The sequence below is a fragment of the Fulvivirga sp. M361 genome (assembly GCF_007097395.1).
Classification (GTDB): domain Bacteria; phylum Bacteroidota; class Bacteroidia; order Cytophagales; family Cyclobacteriaceae; genus Fulvivirga.
Window position 1 is genome coordinate 13,328 of the sequence record NZ_VKDC01000026.1, and the last position, 25,705, is coordinate 39,032.

Here is a 25,705-nt window from a genome sequence, read left to right on the forward strand (position 1 = left end):
CCTGGCAAAGGTGGCTACTTCAAACACAATTGATTCGTGTAAAATCAAAGCTGTTCTATTCGATTTCGATGGCACTTTGGCTAACACACTTACCCTTGGCCTAGAAGTATTTAACAACTATGCCAAAACACATGGATACAAGGAGGTAAATAGTCAGGACCAGTTGGAGCAGTATCGAAGCATGAGTACACTCAAAATAATCGAGTCTATGGGGATATCACTCATTAAGCTCCCATTTATTGTTAGTGACCTTAGAAAGAGGATGGGAGAAAAAATCCATCTTGTAGAGCCGATTGGTAATATTGTGCCTGTTGTAAAAGTGTTAGCCAAAAGGTACACTTTAGGAATTATTACATCTAACTCCAGGCATAACGTTGATATTTTTTTAAACAGGCATAACCTGACCGATGAATTTCAATATTTTTCTACCAGTATAAAACTGTTTGGCAAAAGTAAAAGACTGAAGCGATTCCTGGCCAGAGAAAAACTTGACCCCGACCATGTCGTAATGATTGGCGATGAAACCAGGGATATCGAAGCGGCAAGAAAATGTGGAGTAAGTATAATAAGCGTAAGTTGGGGTTTCCAAACTTTCAGTGTACTAAATCAGATGCAGCCTGACTTTTTAGTCAGTCATCCGCACGAGATCCAAGAGATCTTAACGTGATACTATGCGGTCACATTCATCTCCGGTCAATGTTGTCTCATTCGTTGTTCATTCAAAAATGACAGACTCTTTGCGACCAACTTGTCAATGTCTTTGACTTTGATTATTGAATAAATTAAACTTCTTTTTTTACCATCCGTCATTGCATCAAATGTTTTCCTGGCGTCCTCATCCTGGTCCAGTAATACCCTTAATGCCTCCGGCATTTCCACGCCCAATGGATTAGGGTCCTCGGTGATTTCAAATGACACTTTATCACCCACCTTTTTATCCAGAATTTTCACATATTTGCTGGCTACTATAATAAAAAAGTTTCCATCGCCAAAATGATTCAAACCACAGGGATATGTAATTTTCTGATCAATAGAACACTTTAGCCTTACTGCGCGCTTTTTAGGATATTTATCTACTATGCTTGAATCAATTTTAAGGTAGAAATAGCCTCCTTTTCTTTTTTCCAGTTGTTTGAGTTGCTGTATGAACTGGAAAGTCGGCATTTTATAATGATGAATAATATTTTGTTATTACTTCTAACCAAATGAAGATAAACATGTTTCAAATTACATTAACAATCAAAACATGATAGGGTCTATCTCCTAAATTGCTTGGTTTAACCTTTTTTTTGTCCTTTCGGCGCTTTCTTGGCAACCATTTGCATTTGCGGACAGTCTTTAATAAGTAACACAGATTTTTTTAACTATTAGATATTAACCAACCCTTTACTGTGATGATTAATTTTTCGATAACAAATACTGCCGGGAGATTAAAAAAGCCTCTCTTTAAAACCGTGGGCCCCTCATATCTCAAGAGTTTTAATAAAGCTTTGGTAAACCTGGAATTAAACTTACAAGAAGAACAGATGAAAGCTCCTTTCAATTTTAAGCTTTCGAAGAGGTTCAATAATTAATGGGATTTTCTAACAGATCCGCCGCTACCAGAGTCAGTATGTGACCTTTGTGGATTTCCTCGATACCTTACACTTCCTCCACTACTGGCTTTGGCATCGATCTCTTCTGAGGCATGTACTTTAATGTCAGCACCACTACTGGCCCTGGCACGTACTTTTTTTGCCTCAAGATCATAGGCATCTACCCCACCTGCGCTTGATGCACTGGCATCTATCCTATCTGCCTTGCCGGAAAGTTCAATATCTCCGGCTGATGACGCGACAGCCTCTACGCTACCCACATTAATATCAAGTTCTATATCCGCCGCACTCGATACACTTAGGTCCAGGCTCTTACTCTCTATAATACCTTCTGAAATAACATTAGCAGCTGAACTGGCTGAAATTTCTTCCAGTTTAACAAACGTAACAAACACCTTCACACTGTGATTTCTATGCCTGTTACCGCTCAAGTGGATCTTGAGTCTGCCGCCGCCCACATCCGTAAGCACATCATTTACATCGATTCCGGAAGCCTCCACCCTTACTTTTTCCTTTGTGCCAGGCTTTACATATACATCTATACCCTCTGCAGCAGAAATGGCATAAAAAGAACCAACATTCCGATCTTCTGTACGTTGAGCGATTCCAAAATTACCGGCAACTACTAATGTTATAAAGACAAGTACAATTCTCAAAGCTTTCATTTCTAAATAGATGTTCATTCGATTATTCACAAACATGTAATTTAAACAACGGCAGTTAGTACCCGCCTGTTTGAATTATTTTAAACTGAATATACTCTAAAGACATAAACACTTTGTGACGGTTGCACCACATTAAAATTAAATCCAATCGCAAAGTTTATGTCGGATTAATCCCCGATCAATAAGCAATAATAGGGAAAACAAGTATTGTTTTCTATTAGTTACGCCCTGACAATCAAACACATTCGCTGTATATCTTACATCAAAATGACATCCTGTTTCAGGTCTTACAGTTTTTTTGTTTTTTTAGTTATATTGGCTAACTCAATTAATGAGCAACCAATTTAATATCTATAATAATGGTCAAAGAAAGATTAAATGTATTGATACAGCTGGCGGCCAGCGATAGTCAAGTAGCAGATAAAGAGGCTAAACTGATACAAATGATTGGTCAATCCAATGGGATGACAAAGGAAGAAATAAGTGAAATGCTGACTAATCCGGCACGTCCCATTGGGGACCTCAGTTTACTTACGGATGATCAAAAGTTCGAGCATTTATATCACATCGTTCAATTAATGAAAATAGATGGCCAGGTGTTTAAAAGTGAGATCGTATTTTGTGAAGAAGTGGCTGATCGTCTGGGATACAAAAAAGCTGTTATAGGAGAGTTATCATCAAAGATATTCAGTGATCCGGCCATTACATCGGATAGAGAACATTTGAAAAAGAAAGCCCAAAAATATTTAAAGTAGGGACGGGACAACTTTTGTAAAAAAACAGGGTATGATGCGTACCCTGTTTTTTTTATTTTTTCATTTCTTACTCTACAACATTAACGGGAACAGTAATTCTGGCTTTTTCCCATGCTAACCCAATACTATTTTCGGCTATGCTATACGTTAGTCTTTCCTGTACTTCTTCTTTCCATTCAGGGGTAACAGGCAAACGAACCACATCGTGCTTTTCATTGTAATTATATGCTCCCCAAGCACCATGTTCCTCTCGGTTCCAGTCCGTATTAATGATAACTATCCAATCTGCATTTTCATTAGGAGTCACGTAAAAGCCGTATTTACCGGCTGCCACTTTTTGTCCTCCTATTACTACATCGGAAGAAAATTCAATAGATGTGGTTTCATTGGCTCCTGCTCTCCAAACTTTGCCCCAGGCCTCAAGTCCTCCCCATACTTCACGACCTTTTACAGCTGGCGATCCATAATCAACTACCACGTCAGCACCAGCGATTTTCCCAACCGCCTGCTTTCTGGGACTAGCGATCTTGGGCTTTTCTGTGGTAGCTTCTGCTGCCGTTTCTTCTCTATTTTCAGTTTGTGTTTCATCTCCACTCCGAGAGTTACAGGAAGCAAGTAAGACGACCATGGCAGTCAATAACCATGTGCAGAAAACAGCTATCTTTTTTATCATAATTAATATGTTTAGGTTAAAACAGTTACGGTCACTGAATATCTTTATTTTCATTTGATTCTACAAATCATTTACGTTCATAAACGATCTTTCCTCCAAAAATCGTTGCATCTATCTCCGTATTGAGCAACTCTCCCTCGGGAACTTCCATAATATTCTGTGAGAAAATGGTAAAGTCAGCAAGTTTATTAGGTTCAATAGACCCTTTAATGCTCTCCTCAAAAGCCCCATAGGCCGCATCAAGTGTATAAGATCGCAAGGCCTGTTCACGTGTCATCTTTTGATCAGGCTCATAACCACCCTCAGGATCTCCTTCTAAAGTTTTTCTGGAAACGCTCGCATAGAAAGAGGCAATAGGGTTAATAGGTTCAACAGGCACATCAGTACCATTAACGATCTTAACACCGGATTTCAACAACGTCTGCCATATATAGGCACCGTCTTTAATACGTTGTTCACCGAGGCGGTCAATAGCCCAAGGGCGATCTGATGACATATGGATGGCTTGCATAGCAGGGATTACCCCCAACTCAGCAAAACGTGGAATATCATCAGGGTGAAGGTGCTGGGCATGCTCAATACGAAAACGTGAATCTGTCTGAGCCTCTGGATTGCTTTTAAAAGCCGTTTCATAACGATCCAGAATCTCACGGTTAGCACGGTCGCCTATGGCATGAGAACAAACTTGAAAACCACCTTTTAGTGCCTTGTGAGAGGTCTCTAGTACAAAATCCATAGGTAACGTTTCATGCCCGTAATGTCCCGGCCTATCGGTGTACTCTTCTAACAACCACGCTCCTCTGGAGCCTAAAGCGCCATCACAATTAAGCTTTACAGAACGGATGGTAAGCAAATTATGTACCGTGTCAATCTCAGGTCCTCTCTGATACCATTCTTCCAGAAGTGCTTTATCCCACCCTGTAAGCATAACATATAACCTTACTCCAAGATCACCGCTTTTTTTAAATTCTTTGTATAACTGAATATGTTCTCTACCTACTCCGGCATCATGAAAACCAGTGATACCATTACGCCAGCATGCTTTTATTGCCAGGTTCATTGCCTGCCGATCTTTTTCAGGAGTGGTTTCAGGTATATTTTGAGTAATAAGTGTTTGAGCTCGTTCATTGAAAATACCTGTAGGATTACCGAGCTCGTCACGTATGATCTCCCCTCCTTCTACCTCCTGTTGGCTCATATTCTCTTTGGACAACTGCTGCACACCTGCTATTTCCATAGCTTTAGCGTTAGCAAATCCGGCATGTCCGCTGGCATGCCTCAAATACACCGGATTATCTGGCGAAACAGCACTGAGTTTTTCATGGGTTTGAAAACCTTGTATCATCACCTCGTTGTCGTTATTCCATTTACTTTGATGCCATCCACGCCCGGTAATCCATTGCCCGGGCTCCGCCTCCTCCACTGCGTTGGCTACCAGACTTACCAATTCATCATAACTTTTGACTTGTAATAGATTCAAATTAAGCTCGTTATATCCTAATCCCATAAAATGACCATGCCCTTCAATCAAACCAGGTGTCATTGTACGCCCTTCAAGGTCAAGGGTTTTTGTGTCTTCAGCTACATATTTTTCTACTTCCTGTACACTACCAACATATACAATTTTATCACCCGTCACTGCTACGGCTTCTACAATAGGTTTCTGGTCGTTCAAGGTATAGATCGTACCTCCTTTTATGATGAGATCTGCTTTTTCAACTTCTTCTGTACTGCCACATGCCACCATAAACATATACGGCAGTAATAACACTATAATTTTTATGTGAGCATTCATTCCTATACTTTTAAGTTTTAATAAAATCAACTAAAATTATCTTACCCTTTAAATTGCTAAATCCATTCCACAACATGGCCAATAAACTACATCAGCGGCTTGTCTTAACAGTTATAATCTTTTTCACAGGCATTTTTTCAGCCACCTATGGTCAGGAAGTAGGATTGTCTTTTTCTTATTTCCTCCCGAAAAACGGCTATTTCTCAGTGCCTATCAGTCCATTTTCACTCAGAGGAGTAGGAGTGGACCTAAATCGCTATTTTGCTCTTCAAACGGGGTTCTCACTTTACAGGATGTCAGGGTTAAACATTAAAGACATTGACGATTTTTCAAGTAAAGATGCGTTGGTAGGTCCTAATTTCACAGTTATGATACCGGTTGAGCTGGTATTGCAGTTTGTTGGCAAGCGACAGGAATTTCGTATTAAGGGTGGTGGATTTGGTTTTGGCACCTTTGACAACAAACTTAATAACGGGAACCTGGATAAGGCCATCAGGGAGTTTGAAGGTTGGGATGTGGCCAATGCCGACTTCGACTTTGATAGCGGCCTGGGTTTTGGATACTTTTTCGGCGCTGAATACATCTTTTATGTTACACGGCAATGGGGACTATCATTGGAAGGAAACTATTTCATCGGTGATGCAGGTTTCTCGTTAAACGGATCATATACCGGTGGTAATTCTGCAGGTCCATTAGAAACAAAAGCAGTAGATTATGCTGATGCCAAACTGGACTTCACAGGACTTGAGATCTCTATAGGTATAATCATTACGCAATAGAATAGAAAGTCTATTTTGCTCAGATCTTGAATATATTACGACAAGAGAACCGTAAAAGATCAATTCTCCTGATCTAATTCCTTGTTCAGATACTCAGGTCAACGATGAGATTAAAAAAGTTTTTCTAAACGTAGTTATTCAACATAACCGGCATGACCAGAAGTAAAATATCTTCGTTTTCATCTTTGTCTAAAGGAACAATTAACCCGGCCTTATTAGGCTCACTCAGATTAAGCTCTATTTTACTACTATCCAAATTGTTGAGCATTTCAATAAGGAAGCGTGCATTGAAACCTATTTCTATATCTTCTCCGTCATGCTCACATGAAAGCCGTTCATTGGCTTCATTTGAAAAATCAAGATCTTCAGCAGACACCTGAAGTTCACTACCTGTGATTTTCAATCGTACCTGGTGTGTTGTTTTATTAGCATATATCGCAATCCTCTTCAAAGAGCTCAACAAATCGGCCCTTTCAATGGTCATCTTATTGTTGTTATCCAACGGGATCACATTTTCATAGTCAGGATAACGCTCATCTATCAATCGACAGATCATTTTTATGTTATCAAACTTAAAAAAGGCATTGGATACATTAAATTCAACAGAAACACTGGTATTTTCTGCAGGCAGTGTGCTTTTAAGTAGGTTTAAAGCTTTCCTGGGAATTATAATGGCATTACCATTTTCAGAAGCAACATCCACTCTTCGGTAGCGTATCAAACGATGTCCGTCTGTAGATACAAATGTTGTATTAGTATCTGTGAGATTCATATATACGCCTGTCATTGCAGGCCTTAACTCATCATTGCTGGTGGCAAAAATGGTATTATTAATGGCACTGGCCAGTACATCAGTGCTCAAGTCAACGGAAAAATCATTAGATACGGCCGGCACTTTAGGAAAGTCTGTTGCATTTTCTCCCGCCAACTTATATCTCCCGTTGTCAGAACTTATCTCTACGCTGTAAGTCTCTTCATCAATGGAGAATGTTACAGGCTGCTCAGGCAAGTTTTTCAACGTTTCCAATAGTATTCTTGCCGGTACCGCTATACTTCCACTCTCCCTGGATTCTACTTCTAATTCCGTGATCATGGATGTCTGAAGATCTGAAGCTGTTACAGTCAGCGTACCTTCTTCTATTTCAAATAAGAAGTTCTCCAAAATGGGCACCACCGGATTCGTGGTGATCACTCCGTTGATACCTGAAAGCTGCTTCAAAAGAGCAGAAGAAGACACTATAAACTTCATCTAATATTGGGGTTTGTTAATACAACTGGAACAATAATACCTATTAATAATAGCGCGTAAAGTTATGAATAAAATCATTTTTAGAAAACGCACTTTTTCTTAATTCCAATATCAGTACATACTATGCTAAAAGTACACCTTCTATCGATAATAAATTAGCTAAATCTGAATGGGAAGATGTTGCCTGATTCTATTCCTCAGGCATGAAATATCGCTTGGGTCGTAATAGTTTTCTCACTGACTCATAATCAAATAAGGCATAATCAAGAGAATCAATCCTTCCAATTATTTTATCATCATTTGTCCCACCTCTCAAAAACTCCACCGAGTGAGTTATATCACCCAATGTATTTACCAGCAATGTTGCTAACGGAAGCCCTGACACGTTGCCTTCAAGCTCTTCGGAACGCAGGTAATCCTCCACCAGTAACAGTGAAACATCATCTAAAAAATCAGTGAGCTTGACAGAATCTGTCCGGCTCAGTTGCTGTATGGCATAATAGTGATTATCATAAACGATGTCAAATGAATTTTGCTCCTCCTGCGGGTATATGACTTTTACCTCTTGCAAGTTAGACCAGCTAACATCAAACACCAGAGGATTTCGCCATCCGTTTTGATCAAGTGAAAATATGCCGCCAAGATTAACTCTATACCCTGGGATCTCTACAACATACCGCTCCTTACCTTGCGAAAAATAAGTCAGACTCCCATCTTTACTGCTTACCACATCGAACTGTTTTAAAACGTTCTCACCTTGCAAAAATTTAACATTTACACCTGCTGCTTGCATCAAGCTATCGATCTCATCTTCTTTGTTTCGTGCAACCATTCTTCGTACTTTGTTCTGTTTGAGAATAGCAAACAGAACTGTCACACGCTGCGGGTCCGCAGTATAACGTCCGTTCAGTTGCCACTGGTTGCCACCAAATACGAGGACATTACGTTCTTTGGGTGAACTAAGCACTACTTTATTAATTCCCGAGGGATCGTTCATAGCAAAAAGATCACGCGAAACTGTCAGTCGATCCTGAGAAGAATCCAACAGATAAATACTAACCGTTACAACTAATAAAACAATCCAGGTGGCAAGGAGTCTTATGTTTTTTTGTTTTTGAGTCATTCTGTACTGAAACCTGTATATCTCTTTTTACGCATGTAATATCTGATTATCCCATAAGCAGTAAATAGAAGAACGGGAAGTAACATATTGATCAATTGCCACTTCCATTTCTCTTTATTTACCTTTACTTTATTTAATGGGCGTATTTTTACCTCTTTATTACGTGCCGTGATAATACCTTGATCATCCATTAAGTATGAAAGTGAATTCATTAAGAAATCCTCATTAGCAAATATTGAGGGTGCGAAAGGATAGAACCCGAGTGCCTGGGGCTTACCCGTACGTGGGTTAACTTCATTACGAGCAATATCGCTGTCACTGACCACTAATAGTTTACCCTCAGCTGTAGCCTTATCTATAAAGTCAGTATCGTCAATACTTTCAGGCTTAAAACGATTTTTATATAAAGATTCAAATGCTCCTTCTAACAAATATGCCACTGCCAGATTACGTTCGTTCAGCATTTGAGGGGTCAAATTTTTTCTAAGATCAGGGATAGAAACTTTCACCGGTGCGGTAACAGACCTTGAATAATCAGAGGTAAATAATAGCGGGATTTTACGAATACCATCCGATTTAACGGTATCTATGGTACTTACGAAGCGCATAAGTATTCCATCCATATTATTGGTGATGGGATGCTGTCCAAAACGATTGATAACCGGGAAAAACCACCATTTTAAGGCTTTGATCTGAGGTTGATCCCCCACATTCCCTACATTAACAGGGTAGAGTGCGGCTGAATTATCCTGGATCAAATCATTATTGATCCTGATGCCATAACGAAAAAGCTGATCGTCCAGGTTGATCTCATAAGGAAAGGCGTAGTTATGCTCCAGTGATGCGCTATCCATATTTGCCTGAAGCTTATCTAATAATAGCATCACTTTGCCCCCGTTGAGTAAATATTGATCCAAATAGTATTTATCTGCTTCTGAAAATGGTTCCTTCGGTCCTGGTATGATCAGTACATCATAATTCTGCAAAGACTTGTTTAATCTTACTTCTTTCACGTCATATTGCGAGGCCAGTGCTATGTTAAAGCTTTCGATTTCAGTAGCGGCCATTTCATCATGACCTCTGAGCAACCCTACTTTCTTTCTTTCTAAACTGGTGAGATTTGATATAGCCATTGACAGTTCATACTCAACACCTTCAATAGATTGATTCAGCTTCTCTTCCGGTGTCGCAGCTTGGTTACCGCGAAGTAACATCACCCCTTTTTCAACACCTCCGTAGCTCACCACAGCCCCTGGAAAGATCAACCTTTCCATACGCTGACCATTTTCCTGGTCTATCACATTAGTGGGTTGTATGCCCTTAGCCATCAGATTTTGCATGAACTGATTTTTGGCACTTTCACTTAGCGCAGCATTAGGGTCATTAAAAGTGTACTGGATATTGTTTCCTGAATAAACCCTAAACTCCTCCAACGTTTCTCGAATGGAATTTCTCAGTCTCTTGAAACCTGCATTAAGTTCCCCATCAAGGTAAACCTCCACATAAACCACATCATCTAATTCATTCAACAGTTTTTTAGTAGCAGGTTGGATAGAATAACGCCCTTCCTCGGTCAAATCTATTCGATGAAAGTTCTTGGCGACCAAGATATTCAATAAGACCAGAAAGGTGATACTAATCAACGCCGATAATACATCTCCCAGCCTTTTACTCTCCAACTTTACCATTTTCTGCTCCCCAAAATGAGTTTAGTCAATACCAACATGAAAGCCGTTATACTTCCAAAGTAAACTACATCGCGTGTGTCAATAAGCCCTTTACTTAGTGCGTTGTAATGATAAAGCACACCAAATTCTTCTAATATCGGAGACCAGTCACCCCAAACATTGATAGCCGCCAAGGACTGAAACCCGGAATAGAAGATAAAAGATAAAAAAACAGCTATGATGAAAGACACGATCTGATTTGATGTAAACAATGAGCTGAGCATACCAATGGCGGTAAAAAGGCCTCCCAATAGTATAAGCCCAATATATGACCCGATTACACCGGCGGTATCAATATTACCTACAGGATCTCCCAACTGATAAACCGACCAATAATAAATGAGTGTCGGAAAAATGGCTAAACACACTAATAACCATCCTGAGAAATATTTACCCAGGATGATCTGCCAGTCGGTCAACGGTTTTGTCAACAAAAGCTCAATGGTACCTGACTTCTTCTCTTCAGCAAACATGCGCATGGTGATAGCCGGGATCAAAAACATAAATACATATGGCCCAAGTGAAAAAAGGGTCTCCATATCTGCATATCCGTATTCCAATACTGAGGTATCCGGAAATACCCACATCAGCAAACCTATACCGGTCAAAAAAACACTAATAACAATGTAGGCAATAAATGAATTCAAAAATCCATTGAGCTCTTTCACTAAAACCTGGATCATAGTGTATTATCCGATTGTGTCAATTCCTGAAATACGGCTTCCATGGTGGTTTCCTCCTGCTGAATTCCCAGGAGCGTTAATTGATATTCTTTGGCGCATTGAAAAATGGCCGGACGTATGTCTCGTTCGGAAGAGGTCTCCACAATATACTTACCTGCTTCCTGTGTAATGACCTTCTCCACTCCTTCTATTGCTTGTAACAACGAAACATCCACCGGTTCAGAAAACTCCAATTTGATCACCATTCGTTTCACCTGCTGTATTTTAAGTTGCTCAATTGGGTCATCAGCTACCAAACGACCGTGATTAATAACAACAACCCGGTTACATAGCGCTTGTATCTCCTGCATTACATGTGAACTGAAAATGACCGTCTTATTCTTACTGGTCTCTTTTATCAGTGCCCTTATTTCTATGATCTGGTTTGGGTCCAAACCTGTAGTAGGCTCATCAAGGATTAACACTTTAGGGTCATGTATTAATGCCTGCGCTAACCCTAAGCGTTGCCGATAGCCTTTGGAAAGGGCTTCTATTTTTTTGTTTTGTTCTCTTCGTAATCCACATAATGTGATTACCTCTTCCACTCTGTCATTCAACTTCTTTCCTTTTACCTTGTGGGCCTTACCCGCAAATCGCAGCGCCTCGCGAACATACATATCAAGATACAGTGGGTTATGCTCCGGAAGATATCCAATCATTTTTCGAACGTGTTGTGGGTCAGTTACAACATCCTTACCACATATACGAACCTGCCCTTCCGTAGGCGGAAGAAAGCAAGTCATGATCTTCATTGTAGTGGACTTGCCTGCACCATTTGGGCCCAGAAAACCTAATATCTCACCTTCATCAACATTAAAGGACACATTATCCAATGCCTTTTGCTGTCCAAATTTTTTAGTGAGATTACTGACCTGAATTGACATAGCGCTAAATGAACGACAAAATTATTACAATGGTGTAACTATGCCAATAAATTTAAAAAAAGACAATTCCAGTATAATACTACTGGAATTGTGATATGTAGTACTAGTGTCATGTCACACCTCAAATGGCGGTTACACTATTTTTTAGGTCTCATTCTTAAAGTCGGCAGTAGGCAAAGGGCAGTAGGCAAAAAAATACGGGACAACTTCCACTTTTTTGCCTACTGCCCTTTGCAGATTGCTGACTGGCCGAGAACTTTCCAACACTGCAAATAGGGTTCATTATCTAACCCTATACATCAATTGAGGATTGGCCGGATACTAGTTCTTTGCGTAAAAAGCACCTGTGACACTGGCAAAATTACCAGTGACATCATTGATAATTTGAACATCAAATTCCCCTTGCACCCCTTCTGTTGTAATTTCGTTTATTTTCACGATCCCGGTATTATCAACAAATTTGTAAGTATCCGAACCGAGAAAATAAGCTTCAGCCACCGGAGGTTCAATTCCACTCACTGGTGATATTCTGGCTAATGGATAGGAGCCTATATCCCATTCAACCTGATCGTCACTGATCAGGGCATTTATAATAAAATCAGGATCGTTTCCAAAGGCATTAAGATCGACCTTGTAGCGAAGTGTACTATTCACGAACCTATCGCGTCCTTTAAAAAACGCCTCACCTTCTACTACCTCTTCAAGACCAGCGTCGGTAATTTTAAGGCTGAACGTACCTAATGCCGGAACTACATTAAGGTCACTGTCATCATCGTCGCCACACGCAGCTAAAGTGATGGTCAGGATAAATAGCCAATTTAAGTGCTTCATTTTTTTTAGCATCATTTTATTTAGTCAAATTGATTACGGGTTATACAGCTAACTGACTTGATGCATTTAAAAATAACATTGTAAACAAGATCCGCATGATTTTTCTTAATCTGTTGTGTGCATTGCAGGGAGCTTTTTACTTTTGATTGTTAACTGCATGTACAGTGCATTTGAACCAATGATGGTTTTTCAATGTTTGAAGTAAATTCTATTGCTTAACTAATGAGGAAACTTAGCTACATTTTTTTTGGTCTTATACTGATTACCTCCTGTAAGTTGTCCGCCCAGGGATACAAGATGGATTTTAAAATTGAAGGTCTGCCTGATACCACTTTTTTATTGGGTAATTTCTTTGGTGAAAGTACCTACGTACAGGACACCGCCAGGTCTAACCACCGAGGTGAATTTTCTTTTGAAGGCAATAAAGCACTGGAAAGTGGTATGTATTTCATAGTACTTGATAAAGTGCGCCTGTTTGATTTTGTCATTGGCAAGGACCAGACTTTTACCATGGAAACCAAGCATCCCGACTATATAAAAAACCTTAAGATAAACGGGGACACGGATAATGAGTTGTTTCTGGAAGATATGCTATTCAATGCAGAGAGAAATAGTGAAGCACAGCCCTTTGTGATGGTATTAAAAGATAGTCTTGCAACACCTGCAGATAAAAAAGTAGCCCGTGAGAACCTAAATAAAGTAGGTGAAAAGGTAGCTGAACGATCAAAACGGGTCATCCAAAACCATCCTGATGCTGTAGTAAGTAAACTCATGCGTGCCAACCAGGACATAGACATACCCGAACCTCCGCTTTTAGAAAATGGTCAGGTAGACAGTACATGGCGCTATAAGTATTATAGGAAGCATTATTGGGATGGTTTCGACCTGAGTGACCCGACCTTGTTGCGTTTTTCCAGGCCTGTTTATCGTAATAAGCTGGAAGACTATTTTGACAGGTTGATCCTGCCGAATGCCGATTCGATAACAAAAGCTATTGATGAACTCTCCGTCATTGCCGGCAAAAATCAAGAGACTTATAAGTACTTCATATGGAATATGACCATAAAATATCAACACCCCGAAATAATGGGATTAGATAAGATATTTGTGCATTTGTACGACACGTATTTCGCTTCTGGCAAGATGGACTATTGGGCTAACGAGCAATTAAAAAACAACCTGAAAGAACGGGCAGATCAATTGCGTAACAGTCTGGTTGGAATGAAAGCTCCCAACCTCATTATGCAAAACCAAGATCTGAAACGTCGTGCTTTGTATGATCTGACCAATAAATACACCGTCATTTACTTCTATGATCCTGATTGTGGGCATTGCAAAAAAGAAACACCCAGGCTTAAAGAATTTTACGATGGAAGTAAGTTTGATATCGGAGTATTTGCAGTTTCAGCTGACACCTCTATGACTAAAATGCGGGATTACATAGAAAAAATGAAGATAGATAACTGGGTTAACGTAAACGGCCCGAGAACGTATACTGTTCTTTATCAAAAACAATACGACGCATCCACCACACCAACCATTTATGTGCTTAACGAAGAAAAAAACATCATAGCAAAAAAAATCCCGGCAGAACGTTTGGAAGAATTTCTGCTACGCTATGAAGAAGTAGAAGCTTATCAAAAGAGAAACAAGCCCAATTAGATGTAACTTTAAACCGGTATTAACGTCTATTTCAGGTAGGCTCACTGATTTGTCCATGAAGTAAGCCTGGTCAAAACTCAAAAACAACAACATGTCATTAATTAGTAATCTATTCGGAAAGAAGAAAAAAGCGTTCAAAGCATCTTGTGACATCAGCAAAGAACCTTTGGAAAAGGGTTTTGGATATCTTCTCACCACTTCACAAATCGTTTCCTCTAAAAAATTCTGGGACAATATAATGACAGAACCGGAAACCATGTCGTACACTATTTCACATTTTAAAGGTGGTGATGAAATGGCAACCAGGGTACGTTCTATGATATTTGAAAAACACAGTACTGTAGAAAAACCGTGGATCATTTCAGACTCTTACATTCACCTTTTCGATGTGAACAAGGAAGAAGCAAGATCCGATGCTCATAAGTGGTGGGAACAGGAAGGCTCTTTCGTTCCTAATCAGGTAGGAAAAGCCGAAGACACTATGGCTACTTCAGATTTTGAAGAGGTTAAAAACTATGCGGTAATGGAAGCTGGCAGAGAACGAGTGGATTGAACTATTCTCGGTAATTTTCATGTAATTAACTCCTTATCTCCAATAAATAGGGCTCTCTCGAAAATTCCATTTTCAAGGTTTGTTTCTGGGTGCTGGTCACTGGGCCACTGGCAATACAGCGCACAATTTACTGATTATCATCATATTACAAATACACTTGAAAAATGATATTGCTCAGTCGCTTATTACAAATCAGACCGTGATAGAAAACAAAAACCTCGAAAATGGTATAATACCAATGATTTTGAGGTTCAAAACACCCGAACCTCCCATAAAAAGGTGCATTTAAACGTCAAAAACACTTTTTTTGAGCTAAAACTATTTTTCATGAGTGGCCAGTTGGATTAATGCCTGTAATGTTACTGTAGTAATCTTATGGTGTTAGTGGATTCGACAGTTACATGGCAGCCTTATCTCTACTTCCTACTTGATCCATATCATTTCTACGCATATATTCTAAAATGGATCGGGCCTCAGAGGTACCTATACGTTGGTCAGGCATATGCGTCATACATTCTTCTAATAGTTTTTGTGCTGCCTCATCTTCTTCCAGCATTACATTCACATTGGTGATCATGTTCATAATCCACTCCGGTGATCTCCGGTTGGTGATACCCGCCCAACCTGGCCCTACTTTTCTCTTATCATTTAACAGATGGCAGCCGAGACATTTAGTATCATAGCTTTTTCTACCCGTACTTACCAAATCCGTTATCAATGGGTCAGTAAGCTCTATATCCTTAAAAGCGCCTATGCCTTGTGAGACGGACCGGAGTTCTTCCACCTCTGGTTTGGTATCAGTAGAATGCTCTTTTTTACACGCACTTGTTAAGAATAGAACTAGAAAGATCAGAAGAAAACAACGAGATACTTTCATGATTCTCAAGATTTAAATGTGAATGATCCCATCAACACAAATCCGTCTCATGGTTCTTAAAGATGACGTAAAGCAGTAGAGAAATGAATATCACCCATCAGGTACTAACCTGACATTTGTCAGGTGATTGATGGAAACTCATCCAGGCGGTACGCAATCAAAAAAACATATATTTTTGAAACCTGACTACTTCTCCTGTTCGCTGTCTTTCAGTCCGCTGACCCCGCCGCTTACTACAAATTTCATAGCTGCTGTAGATCTCATCTTACAGGTTTTCACCTTGCTTTTTTCAACAAGAAAATGGTTCCCACTGAAGTTATAAGAATGTGGAAGGTATACGGAAACGTATCCGGGTAAGCCTATTTCTTCTAAATCATCACAAGTGATAAAGCCAATTTTCAAAATCGTCCCCGAATCATCTAAAGCCACCGTTACGGGCACGTTAAACCTTTTCTTATCACCTACAAAAGCTCCTATGAGGTCTTTGATGGAACTATAAAGTATGCTTACCAGCGGAATTTTAGTAAAATACTTTTCAAACTGATCAAATATGGGGCGGGTAATGAAGAATGATGCCAGATAACCTAATATTGTTATGGCACAAACAATGATCAATAGTCCTAAGCCGGGTACTTTTATTGGAATGAGTCCATCCAACCATTCTATGATCTCATAGATAATATAAACCGTGAGCGTAAGTGGTACAACGAATATTAATCCTCTTAAAAAATACCGGATCAAACGATTTAATGGAAATTTATTCATAATTACTGTGGCTTATCATAAAGTGGGTAACACAATATAAAGTAACAACCATGAAGCACAAATACAATGCTCCATCTTATCAGAGAGAGGCCATGTAAATTCTTGAAATGATAAGAAGGATATTTTCGAAAGAATTGAACTATCGCATAAGATTTTAAAAGGTAGCGTAGCTTTTCGAAAATGAAGTAATAAAAAAGGTACCGCACCTCTTCTTATCGCAGTACGGTACCTTACTGGTAAATAGCTTTAAACTAAACTCATTTCACTTAATACGCTGTTCATTTTTCTTACGGCATCAGCACTTTCGTTAAACTGAGTCTGTTGACTGTCTGAAAGCTTATAATCAACGATCTTTTCCCATCCATTTTTTCCAACTATCACTGGAACACCAATACAAATATCAGATTGTCCATATTCTCCATCTAAATACACGCAACATGGAAACAGTTTCTTTTGGTCCCTGACAATACTTTCTGCCAGAAATGCGCCAGCTGCGCCGGGAGCATACCATGCCGATGTACCAATAAGTTTGGTGAGGGTAGCTCCTCCTACCATTGTTTCTTTCACTACATGTTCCTGCTGTTCAGGAGTAAGGAAATTAGTTACCGGTGTACTATTGTAAGTGGCATGATTAATAAGAGGAATCATTGTAGTGTCTCCATGCCCACCAATTACTACTCCTTGCAGATCATTGGGGGAACATCCTATTGCTTCAGAAAGCCTGAATTTAAACCTGCTGCTATCCAATATTCCTCCCATGCCTATTACCCGCTCCTTAGGAAGACCACTTGATTTCACAGAAAGATAGGTCATCGTATCCATCGGATTACTGATAACGATCAAGATGGCATCAGGCGAATGTTTTAGGATATTTTCTGTAACAGTACTCACTATACCGGCATTTGTTCCTATTAACTCTTCACGAGTCATACCGGGTTTTCTGGGAATACCTGAAGTAATCACTACTACACTGGAGTCAGCGGTAGCATTATAATCATTCGTAGATCCTATTATCTTGGTATCATATCCATTTAGTGTGGCGCATTGGTTCATGTCCATAGCCTTACCTTCGGCAAAACCTTCTTTGATGTCTAACAGGACAACCTCTTCCACTAGCTGTTTTCTGGCGATATTTTCGGCACAAGTGGCTCCCACTGCTCCGGCACCTACAACAGTTATTTTCATAATTATTGAGCGTTTAAAATTTGACATTTATTCGCCCACTAAATTAACCATAAGCGAGTTACTATGGACATGGAAAACTATATAATTTAACCCTCTGTTTGATATACCTGACGCAGGTTAAAAAAGCCGCGTGAAGCCTGGTAGGCATTGAACAAATTCATATTATAAGAATTGTACATCTCGGCTAAAGACTCCAACATTTTCAGTTTTATCTTAGGGCTGCTTTCAAAAATATCAAAGATATTATCTTGTGGGATCACATAAAATTCTGCCTGCTCAGAAGTGACATAAGCATTTAAAAGTCTATTAGCATCTTTCAGCAAACAACTCTCTCCCAGTGCTGTACCCGATTTAATGGAAGTGAGGTTCTCAAAATTACCTGCCATATCAATGTCTAATGATACAGTACCTTTTTTCAAGAGATAAAGTGCATGGCTCGGATCTCCTCGGAAAAAGACTATCTCGTCTTTCTCATACGTGCGGATATGCATATGTGGCAGAAATAGAGACATCTGTTTATGGTTCAACTCTGAAAAGAGTTTAATATTAGCGAGGAATACGAATGTATTTTGTTCCTGCAATGTATATGCCTTCTTAAATGGATTGATCATGTAGATGCATATGAATAAAACAAATCTTTTGGGTATTTGAAGTGACTTTAAAACGATTGTCAAGCCTGTGTCCTACTACCCAGGCAATATCATCGGAGCTGGTAAGCACAAACACCCTATCTTTCAAGTTTAGTGGAATTTTGTTATCTATCATAAAGTCACTTACCTTTTTTTTCCCCTTCATTCCCAAAGGATAAAAAGAGTCTCCATCTCTCCATTTTCGTAAGGTAAGCGGAAATTTGAGCTTACCCAGGTCCATACTCGCCACGGAACTAGCATTGGCAACCGGCGTGTCCCTATCTTTCACATCAATTTCCAATTCTATATAGCCATTTGTAATGTACGTATCGCCCCAGTGTATACTCACTTCATGAAAAGGTTCATTGATACTGTGCTTAGGGCTAAGGATCAAACTATCGCGGTCAATATTTAGTTTATAACGCGTGGTATAAAAAACCTTACCAGGAGGACTTTGAGCCATCCGTTCCATAATATTTTTCACCTGATCAAATTTAAAGCCATAAGGCTTCAGCAAATAATCCAGGACAATGATGTTATCGATCTCTTTGAAATCAATAATAATATCTTTTCCAATCTTCCTGACCCAATTATTGCTCTTTTCCTGTAATACCCCTTCCAAAAATACCTCGGTTGCCTGTAATCGCTGTTGTGTTTGGCGGAAAGTAGCCAGGAGGCCAGGGTTTATTTCCTTAAGCACAGGGATAACGTCATGACGTATGAGATTACGCTTGTATTTTGTAGAATGATTGCTCGTATCCTCCCGCCATTCGATATGCTCTCTTTTAGCATAGTCTATGATCTGCTCTTTGGTAAAGGAAAGTAATGGTCTGGCCAGATTGTTTTTCCCTGAAGATATTCCTCTGAGTCCGGATAGTCCGGTTCCTTTAGCCAGGTTAAGTAAAGTAGTTTCCAGTGAATCATTCAGATGGTGTGCAGTCAATAGCCAGTCAAAATCATGTTTTACCATCAATTGTTCAAACCAGCCATACCTCAACTCACGGGCAGCCATCTGAGTAGAAATACCTTTCTTAGTGGCATAATTATTGATATTGAAAGTTTCAATGAAAAACGGCACATCCATTTTATGCGCAGTAGCACGCACAAAGGCTTCATCCTGCTCTGATGCCTTATCACGCAGTTGGAAATTACAATGGGCTATGGCAAACGGTAGCTTTGCTTCTTTGAGCAAATGTATAAGAACCATGGAATCCACCCCTCCACTCACAGCTACAAGCAGTGTATTGCGATGGGATACCAACCCATCACGCTCTATCACTTTTAAAAACTTCTCAAGCATCTTTAGACAGAGTTTTTTACCTAGCTTTGCAACTTACTAAACATGGTTAAGATCAAAGTAAAAATAGTTCTAATCTTTTTATTCTGTCTGATAGCAGGGCATCAGCTCATCGCTCAAAAAAAAGTAGAGTTAAAAAGCGCTGATAACCTTTATGGAGGCATTGATGAAAATGGGGAGAACTTCAATAGTCCTGTGGGTAATGTGGTGTTCCTTCAAAATGAAACGACCATCTACTGTGATTCGGCCATATTCTATGAAAGCACTAACACTATAAAAGCTTTTGGGCATGTAAAAATCACTGACGGAGATTCGGTAACCATCACATCTAAAACACTATTTTATAATGGCAACACCAAGAAAGCTGAACTACGTAATGATGTAGTATTTACCAAACTTGAACAGCTGACCCTTTATACTGATTTCCTGGATTATTACCGACAAAAACAGGAGGCACGCTACTTCAATGGAGGCAAAGTGGTAGACAGCACAAATGTCTTAACCAGTGAAAAGGGATATTATCACGTTGACTATAACCTGGCCTCTTTCAAAAAGAATGTAGTAGGTACAAATCCGGATTACACGCTTAAATCCGACACCATGCAGTATAATACGAAAACCAAAGTAGTGTTTTTCAGAGCGCCTACAGAACTCACCGATGTAGAGGGTAATGTTTTTAACTACGAAGAAGGGCAGTACAATACACTTATCAAAAAGTCAGACCTGTATTCGGGAGAAATTGAGTCTGAATCATATGTGCTGACAGGCGATAAGCTATTCTTGGATGACATAAGAAAATACTACACGGTAACCAATAATGTAGAAATGATTTCCAAGGAACAGGACATCATTATTACCGGCGATTTCAGCTTTTACAATCGTAAAAACGGATTCGCAAAGGTATACGGTAATGCACTGATGAAAAAGATAATGAAAGAGGACACTCTGTACATTACTGCTGACACCTTAATGGCCATTGAAAGTGAAGATGAAGCCAAAAAAAGACTACTTGCCTATAAAGACGTAAAAATCTTTAAAAAGGACCTGCAAGGGATCGCTGACTCTCTGGCATATGTAAACATAGATTCTATCATCTATTTCTATGATGACCCGGTACTATGGACGGGCACCAATCAAATGACGGCTGATTCCATTAACTTAAAGATCGTAAACAACACAATTGACAAGCTCAACATGACAGATAATTCTTTTGTTGTATCAAAAGACAGTATAGCAAATTACAACCAAATCAAGGGACGGGACATGGTTGCCTACTTTGAGGATGATGCTATAAAAAAGGTAGATGTGAATGGCAATGGAGAAAGTTTGTTTTTTGCTTTAGATGAAACAGACCAATTTGTAGTAGGAATGAATAAGATCATTTGTAGTAATATAATAATTAATTTTAAAGAGAACACTGCCGATAATATCTCCTTTTATGTAAGACCCGACGCTTCCTTCATACCTCCGCATGAATTGACAAAAGAAATGACCAAGTTAAAAGGGTTTCAGTGGAGAGAAGAACAAAAGCCTGAACTTCAGCAAATGCTGGATGGAAAGATACAAATAATTTCAGATGCAGACAGAGAAGAAAATAAGGCCAAAGAAAAACCTGAATTGACCCCGGAAATGTTACTTAACAAAACTTTACGGGAAGCCCCAATAGCACCCTCAAAAAATGAAAAGAAAAAGAAAAAGGTACAGTAGTCCGTTTTTCAACGTGAGAACGTCAAAATTCGGCCATACAGTAATACCCTTTGAAGATAAAATTTCGTATATTCAATGGTTTACTTTTGTACGAGTTAACGTATAAAGAGTAAGCTGTGTACTTCAATTGATTAAAAAACGCTAACCAATGCTCCATTATTGTTCACTAGTATGAAAATAGTTTTTTCAACCTTCATATTTTGGCTACTGGCTACCGGGATTTATGGGCAGAGCTTTGAATTGGTTGATTATAATAATTCCACATACAAGGGAGCTATAGGAAAGCAAATAAAGGCTCCAATAAGAATCAAAAACCTGACTGATAAACCAATTCAGATCATGGTGAGGCGTATTGAAAAAGTTATTGGCACAAGTCAAACTAATTTTTTCTGTTGGGATGGTGAGTGTTATGACGCCAATATAGACGAACTTCCATTGTCCAAATATATCAGCCCAGGTGAGACATCAGATAAATTTGAGAGTATTCTGGAAACAGGATTGGTTTCTGGTATAAGCAGTGTAAAATATCTTATTTACAACAGGGACAACCCCACCGATGCCATAGAATACAAAATGAATTACACCGTTGAAGAACGCACCCAGTCAAACATACTATTTAACTCTCCGGAACTTATAATAAACGAAGTATATCCCAATCCTGTAAAGGAATACGCCATCATTGACTATAATGTATACGATCAGGAGTTAAAAGCAAAAATAGTGTTACATAATGTATTAGGCAGTGTTGTAGGTGGATATGACCTTCCATACCTTAAAACCAAGCTCAAAATAAATACCGAAGACTTTAACCCCGGAGTTTATTTCTACACGCTGTATATTGACAATGATGCCGCCTTCACCAGAAAGCTCATCATCAGACAATAAATCCTTTCTTTTGATGTTTACGTAATGTCATTAATGGCAATATGCCATATTGCTTATTAGTATAGACTGACTTATATTTGCAGGCTTATGTTGATTCGTGTGTTTTTGAGAGTTTTTCCCTTCGTTTTCATATTCTTTTCACTAGTTTCCTGTAGCAAATTCAGGAGAATAGAAAAAAGTACTGACTGGCGTATAAAATATGAAGCCGCGCTGAATTATTATGAGAATGAGGATTATTACCGATCAACCATATTATTTGATCAAATATTGCCAATAGTAAGAGGATTGCCGGAAGGAGAAAAGGTGCAATTTTATTCAGCTTATTCACAGTATTACCAAGGATTTTATCTACTGGCTTCACATCAGTTTAAAGTGTTTTATGAGACCTATGCACGTAGTGATTTTGCAATAGAATCCGAATTTATGTACGCTTATTCGCTTTACTCCAATTCTCCAACTTACAACCTGGATCAAACCAGTAGTTTGGAAGCCGTAGTGGCGATGCAAAACTTTATCAACAGACATTCACAAAGTGAATTCAGGGAAAAAGCAACAGAAGTGATTGATGATATACAACAAAAACTTGAGCGCAAAGGATTTGAAAACGCCCGGCAATATTACAAACTACAACGATATGATGCTGCCGTTATCGCTTTCGAGAGTTTTAGTAGTGATTTTCCAGACTCCCACTATAATGAAGAAGTAGGGTTTCTAAAATTTGTGGCTCAATATGAATGGGCAGAAAAAAGTATCACTTCGAAGCAATTGGAAAGGTATAAACTGGCACAAGAATATTACATAGAATTTATTGATAGTTACCCTACCAGCAGTTTCTTGAATGAAGCGGAAAAAAAGTATGGTAACAGCCTTAATAGAATAACAGAATTAGCAAAAAAATAACCAAGAGAAGCAATTATGACTACTCAAGCATCCATTGAAACAAGAGACATGGACAAACTGGCCGCAATGACCGAAAATGTTTATGCGTCCGTAGCCATTATATCAAAAAGATCCCGGCAAATAGCTGTTAATGTTAAAGAAGAGCTAAATGCTAAATTGGCGGAATTTGCCTCTACTGTAGATAATTTGGAAGAAATTTTCGAAAATCGCGAGCAGATTGAGATATCAAAATTTTATGAAAGACTTCCTAAAGCTACCAACGTGGCAATAGAAGAATTCATAGAAGGCAAAGTAATGTTCAGAGAACGCGAAGAAGAGCAGGACAAACTGGAATTTTAAAAAACAGGTTACATGCTCCAAAACAAGAAAATATTACTGGGAGTATGTGGAAGTATTGCAGCTTATAAAGCAGCCCACCTGGTAAGACTCCTTGTGAAAGCTGGTGCCGAGGTCAAAGTCATTATGACTGCCTCGGCTTCTGAGTTTATAACCCCTCTCACGTTAGCAACATTGTCTAAAAACCCGGTACTCACAGCATTTGTAAAAAACAAGGCAGGTGAGTGGAACAACCACGTTGAACTGGGGCTTTGGGCGGATGTGATGGTCATAGCACCGGCAAGTGCCAATACCATGGCAAAAATGGCAAATGGTATATGTGACAATTTACTGCTGGCAACGTACCTTTCAGCACGCTGCCCTGTTATGCTGGCACCTGCAATGGACCTGGATATGTATCTGCATCCGGCAACTTTGACTAACCTTGACAAACTAAAGGGTTTTGGAAATCAAATCATAGAAGCAGAATACGGAGAGTTGGCAAGCGGGCTTGTAGGGAAAGGAAGGATGGCTGAACCGGAACATATACTACCGGTTTTATCCAGGCATTTTAATACGGTTAATGCACTCCTGGATAAAAGAATACTCATAACAGCCGGACCTACATACGAGGCTATTGACCCGGTGCGATTCATTGGTAATCACTCTAGTGGAAAGATGGGTTACGCTATTGCCGAGGCTGCTGCAGAATGTGGTGCCAAGGTTCATCTGGTAAGCGGTCCATCTCCGCTTTCTTTGAGTAACAATAATGTTGAAATAGAACATGTCACCTCCACAGAAGAAATGTATGAAGCTTGCCTTGGACAGTTTGACAATACCGATATCAGCATACTCGCAGCAGCAGTGGCAGATTACAAACCTTCCATCTCCGAAAAACAAAAAATAAAGAAGAAATCCGATACTATAAACCTTGACCTGATAAAAACCACGGACATAGCCGCACAACTCGGCCAAAGGAAGAAGGAAGGACAAATGATCGTTGGTTTTGCCTTAGAAACGGAAAATGAACAGGCCAATGCAATCAAAAAGATCGAAACGAAAAATTTTGACATGATCGTTTTAAACTCCCTAAATAATAAGGGGGCAGGCTTTGGTTATGATACCAATAAAATATCTATTATTGATAAAGAAAATAATGTCCGGGATTTTGAGTTAAAATCTAAAAAAGAAGTTGCTCAAGACATTATAGATACTATCATTCATGCACTAGATGAATAAGTTACTTTTTATCACATTGGTTTTTAGCCATCTGACAACTTTCAGTCAAGAGTTGAACTGTAGGGTCAAGGTGAATGCCGAACAGGTTCAGTCCTCAGACCGAAGCCTGTTTACTGATATGGAAAATGCGTTCAACCAGTTTTTGAACGACCGTCAATGGACGGACGATAATTTTGAAAACTTTGAACAGATCAAGTGTAATATCATCATCACTCTTGAAAATACACAAGCCAGCATTGGTAATTTCGAGGCCAATGTCCAGGTACAATCCGCCAGGCCTGTATATAATACCAATTACGAATCTATTTTATTGAACTTTGCCGATCGTGATTGGCAATTTGAGTATGTCCAATCTCAGCCATTGCAGTTTAATGACAATACCTTTCAGGCCAACCTCACTTCCATTCTTGCTTTTTACACTTATATCATATTAGGGCTGGATTACGATTCTTTCGGTGAATTAGGTGGTACAGAATACTTCCAAAAAGCATTAGATGTAGTCAACAACGCACAGCAGTCTAATCGGCCGGGGTGGGATGCACTGGGCAGTACGCGTAACAGATATTGGTTAGTAGAAAATCTTACCAATTCTCAAATGATAGAGTTGCGTAAAGGACTTTATAAGTATCATCGACTGGCACTTGATACTTATGGAGAAGACCCTGCTAAAAGTCGAAAACTGATCATTGAAGTCTTAAGAGAGTTTCGAAAAGTATGGAATATCTACCCCAACTCTATTCTGGTTATAGCTTTTCTGGATGCTAAATCTGATGAGTTAGTCAACCTGTTTTCAGAAGGAGACCTACAGGTACGTAGGGAAGCATACGATATCCTGAGCGCTATGGACCCTTCCAAAGCCAGTGATTACGAGAAAATCATTAAATCCAACTAGG

Annotated in this window: 26 protein-coding genes; 11 read left to right on the forward strand and 15 right to left on the reverse strand. The window is 39.3% G+C overall.

The window, feature by feature from the left end; genetic code table 11:
- The first annotated feature begins 10 nt into the window (after positions 1 to 10).
- Positions 11 to 667, forward strand: coding sequence for an HAD-IA family hydrolase (locus FNH22_RS22750; protein WP_185154362.1), 657 nt, complete (start codon positions 11 to 13; stop codon positions 665 to 667).
- Between the two features lie 26 nt (positions 668 to 693).
- Here FNH22_RS22750 and FNH22_RS22755 read toward each other — a convergent pair whose 3' ends face one another.
- Positions 694 to 1,164, reverse strand: coding sequence for a YdeI/OmpD-associated family protein (locus FNH22_RS22755; RefSeq protein ID WP_143400758.1), 471 nt, complete (start codon positions 1,162 to 1,164; stop codon positions 694 to 696).
- A 406-nt stretch (positions 1,165 to 1,570) separates the two neighbouring features.
- Complete coding sequence (locus tag FNH22_RS22760) at positions 1,571 to 2,290, reverse strand: head GIN domain-containing protein (protein WP_185154363.1); 720 nt, start codon at positions 2,288 to 2,290, stop codon at positions 1,571 to 1,573.
- A 329-nt stretch (positions 2,291 to 2,619) separates the two neighbouring features.
- On the opposite strand from FNH22_RS22760, the gene FNH22_RS22765 reads away from it, so the two are divergent.
- A complete protein-coding gene (locus tag FNH22_RS22765) occupies positions 2,620 to 3,015 on the forward strand; it encodes a TerB family tellurite resistance protein (protein ID WP_143400760.1) in 396 nt (131 codons plus the stop codon).
- Between the two features lie 67 nt (positions 3,016 to 3,082).
- On the opposite strand, the gene FNH22_RS22770 is transcribed toward FNH22_RS22765, so the two are convergent.
- Both FNH22_RS22770 and FNH22_RS22775 read right to left on the reverse strand, forming a co-directional pair.
- A complete protein-coding gene (locus tag FNH22_RS22770) occupies positions 3,083 to 3,688 on the reverse strand; it encodes a DUF2911 domain-containing protein (RefSeq protein WP_185154364.1) in 606 nt (201 codons plus the stop codon).
- 67 nt (positions 3,689 to 3,755) lie between these two features.
- Positions 3,756 to 5,483, reverse strand: a complete 1,728-nt coding sequence (locus FNH22_RS22775) for an amidohydrolase (RefSeq protein ID WP_185154365.1) — start codon at positions 5,481 to 5,483, stop codon at positions 3,756 to 3,758.
- A gap of 74 nt (positions 5,484 to 5,557) precedes the next feature.
- On the opposite strand from FNH22_RS22775, the gene FNH22_RS22780 reads away from it, so the two are divergent.
- Positions 5,558 to 6,262 carry a hypothetical protein gene (locus tag FNH22_RS22780; protein WP_143400762.1) on the forward strand — a complete coding sequence of 235 codons (705 nt, stop codon included), beginning with the start codon at positions 5,558 to 5,560 and terminating at the stop codon, positions 6,260 to 6,262.
- A 124-nt stretch (positions 6,263 to 6,386) separates the two neighbouring features.
- On the opposite strand, the gene dnaN is transcribed toward FNH22_RS22780, so the two are convergent.
- From dnaN to FNH22_RS22810, 6 genes are all read right to left on the reverse strand, one after another.
- Positions 6,387 to 7,511, reverse strand: coding sequence for a DNA polymerase III subunit beta (dnaN, locus tag FNH22_RS22785; protein WP_143400763.1), 1,125 nt, complete (start codon positions 7,509 to 7,511; stop codon positions 6,387 to 6,389).
- A gap of 190 nt (positions 7,512 to 7,701) precedes the next feature.
- Positions 7,702 to 8,634, reverse strand: a complete 933-nt coding sequence (locus FNH22_RS22790; RefSeq protein ID WP_143400764.1) for a DUF4340 domain-containing protein — start codon at positions 8,632 to 8,634, stop codon at positions 7,702 to 7,704.
- On the reverse strand, positions 8,631 to 10,322 hold the full coding sequence (gene gldG, locus FNH22_RS22795; protein ID WP_143400765.1) for a gliding motility-associated ABC transporter substrate-binding protein GldG: 1,692 nt from the start codon (positions 10,320 to 10,322) through the stop codon (positions 8,631 to 8,633). The genes FNH22_RS22790 and gldG overlap by 4 nt, the downstream gene beginning before the upstream one ends.
- Positions 10,316 to 11,044, reverse strand: a complete 729-nt coding sequence (gene gldF, locus FNH22_RS22800) for a gliding motility-associated ABC transporter permease subunit GldF (protein WP_143400766.1) — start codon at positions 11,042 to 11,044, stop codon at positions 10,316 to 10,318. Before gldF ends, gldG begins: the two co-directional genes overlap by 7 nt.
- Positions 11,041 to 11,967 (reverse strand): gliding motility-associated ABC transporter ATP-binding subunit GldA, encoded by a 927-nt coding sequence (gldA, locus tag FNH22_RS22805; protein WP_143400767.1) that lies wholly within the window; start codon positions 11,965 to 11,967, stop codon positions 11,041 to 11,043. The genes gldF and gldA overlap by 4 nt, the downstream gene beginning before the upstream one ends.
- A gap of 321 nt (positions 11,968 to 12,288) precedes the next feature.
- Positions 12,289 to 12,798, reverse strand: coding sequence for a hypothetical protein (locus tag FNH22_RS22810; protein ID WP_143400768.1), 510 nt, complete (start codon positions 12,796 to 12,798; stop codon positions 12,289 to 12,291).
- Positions 12,799 to 13,020: 222 nt separating this feature from the next.
- On the opposite strand from FNH22_RS22810, the gene FNH22_RS22815 reads away from it, so the two are divergent.
- The gene (locus tag FNH22_RS22815; RefSeq protein ID WP_143400769.1) at positions 13,021 to 14,460 is read left to right on the forward strand and encodes a thioredoxin-like domain-containing protein; all 1,440 of its coding nucleotides are present in this window, start codon (positions 13,021 to 13,023) and stop codon (positions 14,458 to 14,460) included.
- Between the two features lie 91 nt (positions 14,461 to 14,551).
- A complete protein-coding gene (locus FNH22_RS22820) occupies positions 14,552 to 15,013 on the forward strand; it encodes a hypothetical protein (RefSeq protein WP_143400770.1) in 462 nt (153 codons plus the stop codon).
- A 397-nt stretch (positions 15,014 to 15,410) separates the two neighbouring features.
- Here the strand turns inward: FNH22_RS22820 and FNH22_RS22825 are convergent, their stop codons facing one another.
- The 5 genes from FNH22_RS22825 to tilS form a co-directional block, all read right to left on the reverse strand.
- Positions 15,411 to 15,890 carry a c-type cytochrome gene (locus FNH22_RS22825; protein ID WP_143400771.1) on the reverse strand — a complete coding sequence of 160 codons (480 nt, stop codon included), beginning with the start codon at positions 15,888 to 15,890 and terminating at the stop codon, positions 15,411 to 15,413.
- A 186-nt stretch (positions 15,891 to 16,076) separates the two neighbouring features.
- Positions 16,077 to 16,655 carry a DUF502 domain-containing protein gene (locus FNH22_RS22830; RefSeq protein ID WP_143400772.1) on the reverse strand — a complete coding sequence of 193 codons (579 nt, stop codon included), beginning with the start codon at positions 16,653 to 16,655 and terminating at the stop codon, positions 16,077 to 16,079.
- 246 nt (positions 16,656 to 16,901) lie between these two features.
- Positions 16,902 to 17,840, reverse strand: coding sequence for a malate dehydrogenase (gene mdh, locus FNH22_RS22835; RefSeq protein ID WP_143400773.1), 939 nt, complete (start codon positions 17,838 to 17,840; stop codon positions 16,902 to 16,904).
- 86 nt (positions 17,841 to 17,926) lie between these two features.
- Positions 17,927 to 18,451, reverse strand: coding sequence for a Crp/Fnr family transcriptional regulator (locus FNH22_RS22840; protein WP_185154366.1), 525 nt, complete (start codon positions 18,449 to 18,451; stop codon positions 17,927 to 17,929).
- Positions 18,435 to 19,769 carry a tRNA lysidine(34) synthetase TilS gene (tilS, locus tag FNH22_RS22845; protein ID WP_143400774.1) on the reverse strand — a complete coding sequence of 445 codons (1,335 nt, stop codon included), beginning with the start codon at positions 19,767 to 19,769 and terminating at the stop codon, positions 18,435 to 18,437. The genes FNH22_RS22840 and tilS overlap by 17 nt, the downstream gene beginning before the upstream one ends.
- Before the next feature lie 42 nt (positions 19,770 to 19,811).
- Here tilS and FNH22_RS22850 point away from each other — a divergent pair, with 42 nt between their 5' ends.
- The 6 genes from FNH22_RS22850 to FNH22_RS22875 all read left to right on the forward strand — a co-directional run bounded on the left by FNH22_RS22850 (position 19,812) and on the right by FNH22_RS22875 (position 25,704).
- Positions 19,812 to 21,473 carry an OstA-like protein gene (locus FNH22_RS22850; RefSeq protein ID WP_143400775.1) on the forward strand — a complete coding sequence of 554 codons (1,662 nt, stop codon included), beginning with the start codon at positions 19,812 to 19,814 and terminating at the stop codon, positions 21,471 to 21,473.
- 171 nt (positions 21,474 to 21,644) lie between these two features.
- Positions 21,645 to 22,358, forward strand: coding sequence for a T9SS type A sorting domain-containing protein (locus FNH22_RS22855; RefSeq protein WP_143400776.1), 714 nt, complete (start codon positions 21,645 to 21,647; stop codon positions 22,356 to 22,358).
- Positions 22,359 to 22,457: 99 nt separating this feature from the next.
- On the forward strand, positions 22,458 to 23,258 hold the full coding sequence (locus FNH22_RS22860) for an outer membrane protein assembly factor BamD (RefSeq protein ID WP_370513193.1): 801 nt from the start codon (positions 22,458 to 22,460) through the stop codon (positions 23,256 to 23,258).
- Between the two features lie 15 nt (positions 23,259 to 23,273).
- Positions 23,274 to 23,597, forward strand: coding sequence for a DNA-directed RNA polymerase subunit omega (locus tag FNH22_RS22865; protein ID WP_143400778.1), 324 nt, complete (start codon positions 23,274 to 23,276; stop codon positions 23,595 to 23,597).
- Between the two features lie 12 nt (positions 23,598 to 23,609).
- A complete protein-coding gene (gene coaBC, locus FNH22_RS22870; RefSeq protein WP_143400779.1) occupies positions 23,610 to 24,812 on the forward strand; it encodes a bifunctional phosphopantothenoylcysteine decarboxylase/phosphopantothenate--cysteine ligase CoaBC in 1,203 nt (400 codons plus the stop codon).
- Positions 24,805 to 25,704, forward strand: a complete 900-nt coding sequence (locus FNH22_RS22875; RefSeq protein WP_143400780.1) for a DUF4835 family protein — start codon at positions 24,805 to 24,807, stop codon at positions 25,702 to 25,704. Before coaBC ends, FNH22_RS22875 begins: the two co-directional genes overlap by 8 nt.
- Position 25,705: the final 1 nt, after the last annotated feature.